The sequence below is a fragment of the Curtobacterium sp. PhB130 genome, assembly GCF_003755165.1.
Taxonomy (GTDB): Bacteria; Actinomycetota; Actinomycetes; order Actinomycetales; family Microbacteriaceae; genus Curtobacterium.
Map to the genome: position 1 here is coordinate 637,013 of NZ_RKII01000008.1, position 12,019 is coordinate 649,031.

The window sequence follows — 12,019 nt, forward strand, 5'->3', positions numbered from 1 at the left end:
TGGCCTCGCGCCGTGGTCCTGTTGCTCGGGCTGAAGATGATCAGGGCCAGGCGCTGTCGAGGGTCTGTCGTAGTTGGGCGAGCTGTGACGGGCCCACGCGGTCTGCGAATTTCTGCTCCAACTCGAGGAGGACGTGCATGGCGACGGTCCTTCGGTGGTGACCTGCGGGGGTGTATTCGATGAGGGTGCTCCGTGGGAATCCTGGTCCCGGCTTGCTCGTGAGGAGCCCTTCGCCGATCAGTTGTGCCACGGCTCGGTGCATGGTTTGGCGGGTGACACCAGCACGGCGCGCCAGCTCAGCGATGCTCAGCGCGGCGTCATCGTCCAGGTGTGCGAGCACGGTGGTGTGCGCTGGTGTGATCGGATCCACGCCGGCGGCTGTCAGGGCATCGACGAGTTCGTCGGACAGCCAGCGGACGCTGCGTTGCAGGAGCGCGAGTAGCGGGAGATCGGTCTTGTCAGGGTTTTCAGCTGGCATAGCTCGGTTCCCTCTCCAGAGCGTAAGGTCCAGTGTCAGACTAGCTGACACAGGGAATGAGGAACCATGGCGCTGCGCGATGTTGATGTTCTGATCGTTGGGGCGGGACCGGTTGGGCTGATGGCTGCGTCGCAGTTGGCCCGGGCCGGGGTGTCGGTTCGTCTGGTTGATGCGGCCGCGGCGCCCGCGACGACGAGTCGCGCGCTCGGCGTGCATGCGCGCAGCATGGAGATCTACGACCAGATCGGGGTCCTCGGGGAGGTTGCTGGGCAAGGCACGAGGGTCAACGCGTTCATCCGCCATCAGCCGGACGGCGCGTCGCGGCTCAACTTCGATTTCGGGACCTTGGCGACGCAGTTCCCGTACATGTTCAACGTCGACCAGGTGGTCATCGAGCGTGTCCTCCGTGGGCATGCTGCCGCGGCGGGTGTCGCGGTGGAGTGGAACACCCGCCTTGACTCGTTTCAGCGCGACGCCGACGGTGTCACTGCCGAGCTGCGGTGCGACGGCGAAGCGGCCACGGGCGCCGAATCCGTGCGCGCGCAGTACTTGTGGGGGTGTGATGGTGGGCACTCGACCGTGCGGAAAGCACTCGACCTGCCACTCGAGGGTGAATCGGCGCACACCTGGCTCATCTCGGACGCGATCGTGCACACCGATCTCGACCGTGACGGGGTGCACTGGCTCTTTCCCCGCGGCAGCACGATGATGCTCTTCCCGTTCCCGGAACCCGAGAAGTGGCGACTGCTGGACACCAGCGGCATAGGAGACCCTTCGGACGCGGACCAGATCGCTGCGCAGCTCAGCGGCAAGTTGACCGAAGCGCTCGGCCGTGAAATCACTGTGGAGCGCCCGAGCTGGGCGTCAAAGTTCACCATCCAGCAGCGTGCAGTCCCTGCGATGCACGTCGGCCGGTGTTTCGTATCCGGCGACGCCGCCCACGTGCACTCGCCAGCATCAGGGCAGGGACTGAACACCGGCATCCAGGACGCGTTCAACCTCGCCTGGAAGCTGGCCATGGTCCTCCACGGCGATGCGGACGCTGCGCTACTGGACACCTACGACGCCGAGCGAGTCCCCATCGGGCAGGCGCTGCTTGCCTCCACGGGCAAGGTCATGGACACCACCATGGTCAACACACCGGAGGAGACCCAAAAATCCGACCTGAACTTCATGCGGCAGCTCATCCGCAGCATGTCGGCTCTCGCGATCGAGTACGACGACAGCCCGCTCACAGTGTCCGGCGATGAGCCGGGTGCAGGGCCTCGTGCGGGGCAGCGCCTGACACAGGTTTCCGCTGCGGACGCGCAGTCACCGGGCTGGACGAACCTCCGCAGCATGCTGCGAGCTCCATCGTGGCACCTGCTCACCGTCGCTGGTGACACATCCGACAGCAGCGTCGACGCGACGTCACTACCGGGCTGGTTGACGGTGGTGCCGATCAGCCGGACACGCTCCGAGGACGCAAGCCCCAGCGTCTGGGACCCGGACGGCAGTGTCCACACGAACCTCGGTGCAACCATCGGTGATTGGTTCCTGGTGCGCCCCGACGGCTACCTCAGCGCACGAGGCACCGGGACCACGCGCCTGCGCACCGCCCTAGAGCACTTGACCAGCCTCCACACCCACAAGGACGAAAGGTGACCGACGTGCATGACGATGCTCTCCCCAGCAACTGGGGACGGTGGGGCGACGCCGACCAGATCGGAGCCCTGAACCGCATCGATGACAGCGCCCGCCTCCGCGCCGCGGGAGAAGTCCGGACCGGGATCTCAGTGAGCCTGGCACGAGAGACCGCCCCGACACCGTTGACCACTGGTCTCGGACCAGTCGGCAGTCCCGGAACTGTTCCTGCCCCGGTCATGCAGGTCGTGAACTTCAACGGGGTGAAGCCGATGGCCATCACCGACTCGCTGCTGATCAACACCCATAACGCCGGTCTCACCCACGTCGACGCGCTCAGCCACATCCCCGCCGGCGACGAGGTGTATCCCGGAGTGAAGTTGCCGGACGCGATCACTCCGACGGGGGTGCGCCACGGGTCGGCCGATCACCTCGCCGCGGGCGTCGTCACCCGCGCCGTCCTCCTCGACCTCGCACCCGGCGGCGGCCGTCTCGACGCCACCCACCGGGTCAACGCGGCAGATCTCGATGCTGCGCTCGAACGTGCTGGCACAGTCCTGCATCCGGGCGACGCCGTCATCGTCCGCGGCGGCTGGGATGTAAATCAACCGATGTCGCAGCCTGCCCCGGGTCTTGACCTCACGGCCGTGACCTGGTTGGACGAACACGGCGCCGCCCTCTACATCGGCGACATCAGCGATCCCCGCCCGATGTCTGTTCCGATGCCAATGCATCAGGTCGCGCTCGCACGGCTCGGCCTTCCACTCGTCGACGCAGCCGACCTCGCTGACCTCGCCACGCAGTGTGAGGCGGTGCAGCGGTGGAGCTTCATGCTCGTCCTCGCGCCTCCCCGCATCACCGGCACAACCGGGCTCGCCGTGAACCCGATCGCAATCTTCTGACCCCGACGCCGTCGAGGCGAACAGTGCGACCGTCAGGGCTCCGCGGTCAGGACTGCCTGCATCAATGGGGCGATCATCCCCACAATGCTCTCAAAGTCCGCATCGACCATCGCATCGATACCGACGACCTGCCGCCCGACGACGACGCCGATGAGCATCGAGGACACCAGTGTTGCCCGCAGCGCCGCGTCGGGAACATCCGGGAAATGCGGCACGTACGCCTCGAGGACTCGCCCCCTGATGAACGCCCGCAGATGCGCTGCAGCTTGCTCGTTCGTGACGGCCGATCGGAACGTGGCCAGCAGCGGACCCGATGACGCTGGTGCCGTCCACAACTCAAGGAAGGCCCGCGTGAGGCGTTCACCGACACCGTCAGCTGGACCCTCCAGAGCGCCGCTGAGTGCTGTGGCGGCCTCAGCAGGCATCACCATTGCCGCTGCGAACAAGTCATCCTTCGACCCGAAAAGACGCATCACGACCGCCGCATCGACGCCCGCGTCCGCTGCAATCTTCCGGATGGACGCGCCCGCATACCCGTCCGCTGCGAACCGGGCCCGCGCCGCGTCGAGGACCGTCTGCCGAGTGTCATGCACCCCCGGGCGCCGGCCCAGGGGACGAGCCGTCTCGCGCTTCGCTGTTGCCTCGGTCATGAGGTAATCCTATGCAGCGCTACCAATAAGTCAACGCGCGTTGCTTTCTTGGTGGGTTTGATTTACGCTCGCAGACGGTCCACCGCCCTGCCGCTGCTGCCGGGGCCCGTTTTCTTACCGAGAAGAGCCGCGCATGAGCACCCCATCCGTCCTGCCCCAGCCCACGCCCTGGCGGCGCGCGGTCGCGACCAGTGTCCTGGTCGCGGCGATCGTATCGCTGGTGGTCATCGCGTTCACGTGGCCGTCGCGGGCCTCCTCGGCGCACGACATCTCGATCGCGATCGCTGGACCGAGCGCAGCGTCGAACCAGCTGAAGTCCGCGCTGACGAAGGGCAATGACACCTTCGACGTCCAGCTGGCCGACACCCGCGCCGACGCGGTGCGGATGCTCAAAGAGCGTGACGTCTACGGCGCAGTGGTGCTGTCCTCCGGGTCCGCTCCCGAGGTACTCACCGCGACTGCGGCCAGCCCCGCTGTCGCGCAGGTGATGAACGGCGTCGCCGCGAAACTGCAAGCACAAGCACAGGCACAAGGTTCCGCCGCGTCGGCAGCCGGTGATGCGGCCGCCGCTCCGACTGTCGCCGTCACCGACGTCGTCCCGCTCTCCGATGACGACCCGACCGGGTCGGGCTTGGTTGCTGCGGCGTTCCCGCTGGTCATGGGCGGGATGCTCGGCGGGATCCTCCTGACGTTCCTCGTGCACGGCACCGGGCGGCGCCTCGTCGGCCTGGTCGCCTTCGTGGTCATCGCAGGCTTCGCCGTGGCCGGCATCCTGCAGGGCTGGCTGGGAATCCTGCAGGGTCACTACCTCGAGAACGCGGCGGCATTCGCCCTCGCCCTCAGCGCGATCGCCGGAACAATCCTCGGCGCTTCGACGCTCATCGGCCGCCTCGGCGTCAGCGTCGGGCCGGTGTTGTTCCTCCTGTTCGCAAACCCCCTCGCATCCGCGGCAACACCGTCGTCGTTCCTACCAGCCCCCTGGGGTGTCATCGGTCAGTGGTTCCCACCGGGAGCAGGCGCGCGGCTCCTCCGCGACATCTCATACTTCCCGGACGCCAACTCCACTTTGCAGTGGCTGATCCTCGTGGGATGGACGGCCTTCGGCCTCGCACTCATGGGCATCGGTGCACTCGTGCACGAACAGCGACGCCGAGCCCATCACGGCGAACACGTCGCCCGGCCCGAGCACGCACCGGATCCACTCACCGTCTAGAGGCCTACCGCAACCGAATCCCGAGGCGGGGACTGCTGCAAGTTCGGTTGACTCCTGCCAGAGGGAGCAGCTAGCGGGTCTCCGCTCGTCTACGCGGGAGCCGCTTCCGTCCTGTGGTTGTCCCAGCTGGGCGGTTCCACCACAGGCCTTCCTCGGTTTTCTTCTTCGAGCGCGGTGCGGAGCGGTGTCCTCTGAGGGCGCAGTCGGGGCAGCCGGTCGCGTACTTGGAGGTGTGGTTGTCTGGGCGGACTGAGAACGCGCCGTGTTTGCGGCAGTTCACGGTGACGTCGGTTCGCGCGTCCACGTAGGCGACATCGGTGTAGTCGTACCGGTTGCCATGCGTAGCCAGAGCCTTCGCAACGAAGCGCTCGCGACGAATCTCTACCTGCGCGTTGAAGCCCTTGCAGTCGTGGCAGCCCTGGCCGCGCTGCGGGCCCCACGGCGTCTCGCGGACGCGGCGGTGCTCGCGCGGGGTCTGCTCGAAGGCCCCGTGGTCGGGGCAGATGATGGTGACCTTGGTGTCGCCGTTGACGTAGTCGCGTTGGACGTGCGCGTAGTCGTATCGGCTGTCGTGCAGCTTCGTCGCGAAGTCGATGAACTCGGCGGCTCGTTCTTCACGGGTTGCGGTGCGGTAGTCCAAGGGGTCCTCCAGGAGTCGTTGTCCTGGAGCTATGCCGGCACACCCGAACCAGCCGGGAAAGTCGGCTCGGACCCGTCCTTCGGGGGCCGGTTCGATCTACTTCTCGGCGTTCCTCACGTCAGGGTCCGACCGTTAGGCATAGCCGTGGCATGCCTTCGCTCCCTACCGCCGTTCGAGCAGCGCTCCGCTCACCGAGTTCAACCGAGCACCACGTGGTGCCGAACCAGGAGACCGTCACGTTCGCGATCGCCCTGGGGCGACCGATGGGCGCCGCCTTCGGTCGTCCGTTCCGACGTCACAGTCCTGTCGAGCACTGCTCGCACGTCCAATGTTGGGAACCCGAGCCGCTCATCCTCGGGCACTCAACACTCGGGGCCCGAAGCTCCAAGACCGACGAGGGCCCTCTTGTCGCGCAGCTCCGCCCTGAGCCCATCCACGCGATGCGGAAGTATCGGAGCCAGTCGGTTCCCGCGGACAGGTGGGCCAACATCGAGCCGTTCGTGCTGGACGCTGTTGCGCTCGTCGCGCCCGCGTGCGCGTACCTTGCTGAACGGCTCATGGTCGCGGTGACGCCGTACGTTGACTGGGTCGTGCACGTCAACGGGATGCAGAAGGTCGCCAACGTGTTCCACCCGGTGCTGATCCGCCGGTACGTTTCCCGCGACGACCTCCACCTCAAGGACAAGACGCGCCGCGACTACCGGTCCTTCCTGCTCCGGATCTCGGAGGTCGTCCTCCCCCACGAGGGTCCGATCGAGTTTGCGCCGTTGAACGGACAGTCCGTCACCGCCCCGTACACCGACCTCGAACTGAACCTGCTCGAGTCCTGGGCACGTGGGCAATCAACCGCACTGCGACGTCGAGGTGCTGGCGCGGTCCTTACCCTCGGTGCAGGCGCTGGGCTTGACCCATGGGAGATGCAGCACCTGCGTCGCAGCGACGTGCGCGTTGACCGTCACGGAATTCTCGTCGACGTACTGGGTGGGACGCCGAGGTTGGTGCCCCTGCTCGAACGATGGGAGCAGCTCCTCATCGACTCCCTCGCGGGGGTGCCAGACAACGCATGGATCCTCGGCGGGGCGAACAAGAAAACGACCTACAACTTCGTCACGCCGTTCATCAACCACACCGACTTCGGCAACGAACCGAAGCCAGTCCCGACGCGAATGCGCGCAACCTGGGTCACCACGCACCTTGCTGGCGGTACGCACGCCGCCGAACTCATGGCTGCCGGCGGACTGAGCAAGCCAAAGCACTTGGTCACGTCCCTGCGGCACATTCCGACGATGAACGTATCCGAGCACCGTCGACGGATCCTCGCCGAGGCCCGCGAAGTTCGGTAACGCCATCAGAGGACCCGGAACCGTGCCGCCCGGAGCTGCTGCTCGCGTTCGGGCAACAGGCGGCCGCGGGCGTGCTGGGCTCGTTGCTGGGCGACCCACCGTCCGATCGTCACCTCCGTCTGGTCGGTCGCGCGACGACGCGGCGGTCGCTGATGATCGGCCCAGAACTGCTGGTGCGCGGCGAGCATCGACGACCACTGCGCATCGCGGGGGTTCCAGGCGAAGCCCGGCACCGCTTCAAGGCGTCGAACCTGGTACGAGCAGTAGCCACCCGCAGCGCCGACCTGCCGAAAGTAGGTGAGGGCGTCGACGAGGCTCTGCTCGACGGTCGCAGGGCGAGGACGGGTCGAGTCGGCACGGGGCATCCGTCCGTACTTGTCGACGAACTCGTCGAGGTCGTGCACTCGATCGATCCAGCGTCGCACGAAGGATTCGATCTCGACGGCGTCATCGGTGTCGGCGAGGTAGAACGCGACGCCGCGCCGTTGGTCGAGGGTGAGTGTCAGGGCTGGCTGCGTTGCGTGGTCGGCGTACTCGGCGTGGAGCGCTGCGAGCGCCGTGGTCGGGGTGGGCATGTGGTCCTCTCCGAGGCCGGCGGTCGGCCTCGGAGGGGGTATGCGCGGAACGGGCGTGATCTTGGAGGACGCGCGGGTCGCAGACGAGCGGGGTCCGCAAACAGGACCAATCCGGCCGCGAAGATCACTACGTTTTCTGAGTCCCCGAAGCAGAGAGCCGCCCGGATCGCATGCACATCGCCAGCGTCACGCGTACGACGCCGACGTCACCGTCGCATGCGTTGGCAAGCGGCGACACGCCCGGCTTGACGCGACCGTTCGCGTCGACGGCAGTGGCCGCGGTTCCGCGCGGGCATGCGGATCGGCCGGCAACGAGATCGGAATCTGGAGCGCCTTCCCACAGCTCGTCCCGAGTCGCTTGCATAGGCCGGGCATGCCTAGCCAGATCCTCCGGTCACCGCGTCAGTACATCGCCGCGATGCTGCGCGCCATCCTGTCGCTCCTCGCACTCGGAAGAACACCGGTGAAGTACGTCCCGACGTTCGCGGAGGACCGATGGAGCGTTGTCCGGGACTTCGTGGTCAGCGCAGTCGTCGAGGCGGCAGCGTCCATTGCTCAGCCTGCCGACCGGCTCATCGTCGTCGCGGCACCGTTCGTCGACTGGGTCGTCAACGTCAACGGATACCCGGCGAAGAACGCTGTCGTGTTCCACCCCGTCATCGTCCGCCGCTACATCACCAGGACCGACGTCACCTGGTCGGACACCACGCGTCGCACCTACCGGTCGGCGCTGATGCGCATGTCCGAGGTCCTCGTCGGCGAGGTGCCGCTGGAGTTCGCACCGACGACTCCGCAGAACACCGCAGCACCCTACGACGACCTCGACCTGCACCTCCTCGAAAGCTGGGCGACGGGCCAGTCGACCGCGGCACGGCGTCGCAGCGCCGGCGTCGTCCTCGCGCTGTGCACCGGAGCGGGGCTCAAAGCAAACGAGCTCCTCCAGGTTCGCCGCCGCGACATCCTCGCTGACACCGACGGCATCCTCGTCACGGTCAATCCGGGAGCCCGGACGGTTCCGCTCCTGGCCCGCTTCGAGACGCTCCTGCTCAACTCCATCGCAGAGGTCGAGCCGGAGCACTGGGTGTTCGGTTCGCCGAAGCGCGTCAAGCACGGCATCAGCACGCTCACCACGTTCCTCTACGACACCGACCGTGGCAACGAGCCCGACCCCGTCACCACGCGCATGCGGAACACGTGGCTCATCACGCACCTCATCGCCCGCACCGACATGCGCGCCCTCATGACCGCCGCCGGCGTCACCAAGTTCGAACACTTCGACCAGCTCGTCGCACACGTGCCCGCTCTCGATGACGCTTCGTACCGCCGCCAGCTTCGCGCGCACGAGGTCACCCGGTGACCGCCGCGCTGACGAAGTATCACGATGCCGAGCACGTCGACCGATGGTTCGAGCAGAGCTTCGAGATGACGCTCAACGACTGGGTGACGATGGGCATCAAGAAGTCCGTCAAACGGGCTGTCCACGAAGTCTCCCTCGTTTGTCGACACGGCGACGTGCAGCAGGTCATCGACGGCTTCAAAGCAGAAAAGCGTAAGTCCAACGCTGGTCAGAAGAGCAAGTTCAGCGAAGCGAGCGCACTGATGCTCGTCTTCGTGTGCCTGCGCGCGAGGAAGAAGATGTCGCTGATGGCAGCCGTCGAGATGCTCATGCATATGGGCTGGAAGCAGCGACGGCGCCTGGGCATCACCGAAGTGGTGGAGAACCGCCAAGAACTGATGTACGACCGCGTGTGGGCCGCGCTGGCTCGCTTGCGTGACCTGGTTGACGATGAGCCCGGGGATCGCCACGAAGGTATGACGTTCGAGTTCTACAACGAATGGGTCGCCCAGCGCGACCCCGTCGAGATGGCCGCTCGGACTCGACGTCGCGGAGAACTGATGACGGCGATCCTGCACGGTTCTGTCCTTCTCCTTCCGAAGGAGATCCGCGACCGTCCGGATGGAACACACGCAATCGACGCCACCATCCTCGAGCTCGTCGGGATGCACAAAGCCTTCGAAAACATGCGCCCAGGCGACAAGATGCCGACAAACCACGGTGGCGGACTCTACGTCCGACACGGCGATCACGACGGCTCGAAGAAGGGTCCCGGCAAGCGCAAGTACGGCCAGGAGATCGAGTACTGCATCTGGACCCGAAACAATCCCGCCGCCGACAAGGACTTCCCGCTTCTCTTCACGGCGATCGGCGACCACAAGCCCGGCAAGCTCATCGGTCACGGTCGCAAGCTCCTCGAGTCCCTTATCGCGCGAGACATCAAGATCAAGACGCTCGTCGCAGACCGCGCGTACACGCCCAACGCCAAGGTCGAGGACCTGCAGCTTCCCTTCGCCCAGCACGGCGTCAGCCTCGTCATGGACTACGGCATCGATCAGAAAGGCAAGCAGGCTTTCTGGGCCAGCCCCGACGGCAAGCACGACCTGGTCATGTGCGATGGAAGCTGGTACCTCGCTGCGATGCCCAAGACACTGCAACTCGCCGAGAAGACATATGCGGACGCGCAGAAAGCCGCGACCGACAACATCGAGAACGAGGACGCTCGCGAGGCGCACATCGCTGCCGCTCACGACGTTCTCGTTCAGCAGCGCGCCCGCCGCTCCCGCTTCCGTCTGGAGCCGCGCGGCCGTCACCGCGCCGACGGATCACGACAGTACTTCTACCCGACCCTGCGTCTCGAAGACTCAGTCGATATCGACCCCAACTCCGGGGCGATCGTCGACATCACCGTGCCGAGTAAGACCGTCCTCATTCCCGGCGTACTCGGAAGCGGCACCCGAAACGAAGAGAACACCAAGCACCTCAAGTACGGCCAAGAGTTCGAGTACAAGTCCGAGAAGTGGCGCGGGATGTACGGCCTGCGCAACACGGTCGAGTCTGGCAACGCGTCCGTGAAGAACCCGGAGCACCTTGCACTCGGCATCGCGATGAAGCGCCTCGTTCGCGGCCCCTGGTTCGCGGCCCTCTGCGCCGCGATGGCGGCCGCATGCGAGAACATCCACCGAATCGTTGACTGGTACCAGGAACGGCTCAACCTCGCCCACCGGAATCGCAAGAACCGATCCCACCCCGCCGTCTACGAGCAGCGCGACCCTGCGAAGTACTGGGCCGACCGCAAGGTCACCACCGCACCGCCGGACATACCGGCGGCGGCCTGACCAGGCCCACTCAGAACTGAACAGACCAACCCCAGCCGCTCGGCGTGAGCACTCAGCGCCCCGAGCCGATGCCCCCTGCCCGGAATCCGGGTAGGGGGCTTTTTGCGTCCTTCGGGAGGGGCGTTGGCTTCATTCAAGGGGCCCCGACCAGCACCACTCGGCTCCTCGACGGCGCGATGAAGACCCCACAGGAGGTCCGCACACGGTCGACGAGGGGTCGGACCGAATACCCCGAACCGATTCCGTCGATAGACCGATCGGCCCGTGGCTCCGCCTCCAGGATTCGAACCCGGACCTAACGGCACCAAAGGCCGTCGTGCTGCCATTACACCAAGGCGGAACACCCCACGAAGGGGCCAGACCATCCTCCCATGACCCGCACGGTGGCCGTGCGCGCAGGGTTCGGCCAAGATGGTGGGATGCCGCACGAGGACGAAGTCGACCGGATCGTCGCGGCGTGGGGACGGCAGCGCGACGACCTCGACTTCGCACCGCTGCAGGTGCTGTCGCGGGTGGACCGGCTCGCCCGGCACCTCGACCGGGCACGGCGTGCAGCGTTCGACGCGAGCGGGACGGAGCCGTGGGAGTTCGACGTCCTGTCGGCCCTCCGGCGTGCGGGTGAGCCGTTCGAGCTGAGCCCGAAGACCCTGCTGCAGCAGACCCTGGTGTCGAGCGGCACGATGACGAACCGGGTGGACCGGCTGACCGCACGGGGTCTGGTCGCGCGGCGGACGGACCCGAAGGACGGCCGGGGCATCCTGGTGTCGCTGACGGATGCCGGCCGGACCGCGGTCGACTCGGCGATCGCAGATCTCCTGGGAGCGGAGCGGGACATCCTCGCGGGGGTGTCCGACGACGAGCAGGACCAGCTCGCGGGGCTGCTGCGCCGGCTGATCCTCGGCCTGGGCGACTGACCGAGGATCAGGCCGAGGTGCAGGCCGACGAGCGGGCCGAGCAACGAGCTCCGGCGTAGTCTCCGCCGCATGCACGCCATCACCCTCGCCGTCGCCGACATCGAGCGATCGGCCGCGTTCTACACCGCGCTCTTCGGCATCGAGGGCAGCGGCATCATCGGCACCGAGTACGTCGCGACCGACACCGCGGCGGGCGGGACCACCGCGATGTTCACCCTGGACGACGGGCTGATCGTCTCCGTCTACGGCCGCGACGACATGCGGAAGGACGCGAGCGTCGCGCTGGCGACCGACCCGAGCACCACGATCGGGCACTTCGAGGAGTCCCGGGAGGCCGCCGATGCGTTCCTCGAACGTGCGCGGGCAGCGGGTGCGACCATGCTCGAGCCGCCGTACACACGGCCGTGGGGCATGTACTCCGGCTTCTTCCAGGACCCGGACGGCCACCTCTGGGAGGTCGTCGCGAACCCCGGCCTCGGCGACCCCGCCGCTGGCGCCTGACGTCCG

12 protein-coding genes and 1 tRNA gene are annotated in these 12,019 nt (G+C 66.7%); 8 read left to right on the forward strand and 5 right to left on the reverse strand.

Going from position 1 to position 12,019, the window contains the following annotated elements; genetic code table 11:
• Nucleotides 1-40: 40 nt before the first annotated feature.
• Entirely contained in the window at nucleotides 41-478 is a 438-nt protein-coding gene (locus EDF24_RS13030) for a MarR family winged helix-turn-helix transcriptional regulator (protein WP_123703325.1), read from the reverse strand.
• A gap of 66 nt (nucleotides 479-544) precedes the next feature.
• Between EDF24_RS13030 and EDF24_RS13035 the strand changes: the two genes are divergently transcribed.
• Both EDF24_RS13035 and EDF24_RS13040 read left to right on the forward strand, forming a co-directional pair.
• Nucleotides 545-2,122 (forward strand): FAD-dependent oxidoreductase, encoded by a 1,578-nt coding sequence (locus EDF24_RS13035; RefSeq protein ID WP_123703327.1) that lies wholly within the window; start codon nucleotides 545-547, stop codon nucleotides 2,120-2,122.
• Between the two features lie 218 nt (nucleotides 2,123-2,340).
• Nucleotides 2,341-3,003, forward strand: coding sequence for a cyclase family protein (locus tag EDF24_RS13040; protein ID WP_260233441.1), 663 nt, complete (start codon nucleotides 2,341-2,343; stop codon nucleotides 3,001-3,003).
• A 32-nt stretch (nucleotides 3,004-3,035) separates the two neighbouring features.
• On the opposite strand, the gene EDF24_RS13045 is transcribed toward EDF24_RS13040, so the two are convergent.
• Nucleotides 3,036-3,653, reverse strand: coding sequence for a TetR family transcriptional regulator (locus EDF24_RS13045; protein ID WP_123703329.1), 618 nt, complete (start codon nucleotides 3,651-3,653; stop codon nucleotides 3,036-3,038).
• A gap of 133 nt (nucleotides 3,654-3,786) precedes the next feature.
• On the opposite strand from EDF24_RS13045, the gene EDF24_RS13050 reads away from it, so the two are divergent.
• On the forward strand, nucleotides 3,787-4,866 hold the full coding sequence (locus tag EDF24_RS13050) for a hypothetical protein (protein WP_123703331.1): 1,080 nt from the start codon (nucleotides 3,787-3,789) through the stop codon (nucleotides 4,864-4,866).
• A 70-nt stretch (nucleotides 4,867-4,936) separates the two neighbouring features.
• Here the strand turns inward: EDF24_RS13050 and EDF24_RS13055 are convergent, their stop codons facing one another.
• On the reverse strand, nucleotides 4,937-5,506 hold the full coding sequence (locus tag EDF24_RS13055; protein ID WP_123703333.1) for a hypothetical protein: 570 nt from the start codon (nucleotides 5,504-5,506) through the stop codon (nucleotides 4,937-4,939).
• A gap of 215 nt (nucleotides 5,507-5,721) precedes the next feature.
• On the opposite strand from EDF24_RS13055, the gene EDF24_RS13060 reads away from it, so the two are divergent.
• Nucleotides 5,722-6,849, forward strand: coding sequence for a hypothetical protein (locus EDF24_RS13060; protein ID WP_221181376.1), 1,128 nt, complete (start codon nucleotides 5,722-5,724; stop codon nucleotides 6,847-6,849).
• Nucleotides 6,850-6,854: 5 nt separating this feature from the next.
• On the opposite strand, the gene EDF24_RS13065 is transcribed toward EDF24_RS13060, so the two are convergent.
• Nucleotides 6,855-7,424: a helicase associated domain-containing protein gene (locus EDF24_RS13065; RefSeq protein WP_123703337.1), complete on the reverse strand. Its 570-nt coding sequence runs from the start codon at nucleotides 7,422-7,424 to the stop codon at nucleotides 6,855-6,857.
• A gap of 373 nt (nucleotides 7,425-7,797) precedes the next feature.
• Here EDF24_RS13065 and EDF24_RS13070 point away from each other — a divergent pair, with 373 nt between their 5' ends.
• Both EDF24_RS13070 and EDF24_RS13075 read left to right on the forward strand, forming a co-directional pair.
• On the forward strand, nucleotides 7,798-8,781 hold the full coding sequence (locus tag EDF24_RS13070; RefSeq protein ID WP_148070893.1) for a hypothetical protein: 984 nt from the start codon (nucleotides 7,798-7,800) through the stop codon (nucleotides 8,779-8,781).
• Nucleotides 8,778-10,598, forward strand: coding sequence for a hypothetical protein (locus tag EDF24_RS13075; protein ID WP_123703341.1), 1,821 nt, complete (start codon nucleotides 8,778-8,780; stop codon nucleotides 10,596-10,598). Before EDF24_RS13070 ends, EDF24_RS13075 begins: the two co-directional genes overlap by 4 nt.
• Before the next feature lie 265 nt (nucleotides 10,599-10,863).
• On the opposite strand, the gene EDF24_RS13080 is transcribed toward EDF24_RS13075, so the two are convergent.
• A tRNA-Gln gene (locus EDF24_RS13080) sits at nucleotides 10,864-10,938 on the reverse strand.
• Between the two features lie 79 nt (nucleotides 10,939-11,017).
• Between EDF24_RS13080 and EDF24_RS13085 the strand changes: the two genes are divergently transcribed.
• Nucleotides 11,018-11,512, forward strand: a complete 495-nt coding sequence (locus EDF24_RS13085) for a MarR family winged helix-turn-helix transcriptional regulator (protein ID WP_123654726.1) — start codon at nucleotides 11,018-11,020, stop codon at nucleotides 11,510-11,512.
• Nucleotides 11,513-11,581: 69 nt separating this feature from the next.
• Entirely contained in the window at nucleotides 11,582-12,013 is a 432-nt protein-coding gene (locus EDF24_RS13090) for a VOC family protein (RefSeq protein ID WP_123703343.1), read from the forward strand.
• Nucleotides 12,014-12,019 lie beyond the last annotated feature (6 nt).

Coding starts and splice junctions, on each gene's coding strand:
- EDF24_RS13035 (WP_123703327.1), top strand. CDS start 545: ATGGCGCTGCGCGATGTTGATGTTCTGATCGTTGGGGCGGGACCGGTT.
- EDF24_RS13050 (WP_123703331.1), top strand. CDS start 3,787: ATGAGCACCCCATCCGTCCTGCCCCAGCCCACGCCCTGGCGGCGCGCG.
- EDF24_RS13085 (WP_123654726.1), top strand. CDS start 11,018: ATGCCGCACGAGGACGAAGTCGACCGGATCGTCGCGGCGTGGGGACGG.
- EDF24_RS13045 (WP_123703329.1), bottom strand. CDS start 3,653: ATGACCGAGGCAACAGCGAAGCGCGAGACGGCTCGTCCCCTGGGCCGG.
- EDF24_RS13065 (WP_123703337.1), bottom strand. CDS start 7,424: ATGCCCACCCCGACCACGGCGCTCGCAGCGCTCCACGCCGAGTACGCC.
- EDF24_RS13030 (WP_123703325.1), bottom strand. CDS start 478: ATGCCAGCTGAAAACCCTGACAAGACCGATCTCCCGCTACTCGCGCTC.
- EDF24_RS13070 (WP_148070893.1), top strand. CDS start 7,798: ATGCCTAGCCAGATCCTCCGGTCACCGCGTCAGTACATCGCCGCGATG.
- EDF24_RS13040 (WP_260233441.1), top strand. CDS start 2,341: ATGCAGGTCGTGAACTTCAACGGGGTGAAGCCGATGGCCATCACCGAC.
- EDF24_RS13090 (WP_123703343.1), top strand. CDS start 11,582: ATGCACGCCATCACCCTCGCCGTCGCCGACATCGAGCGATCGGCCGCG.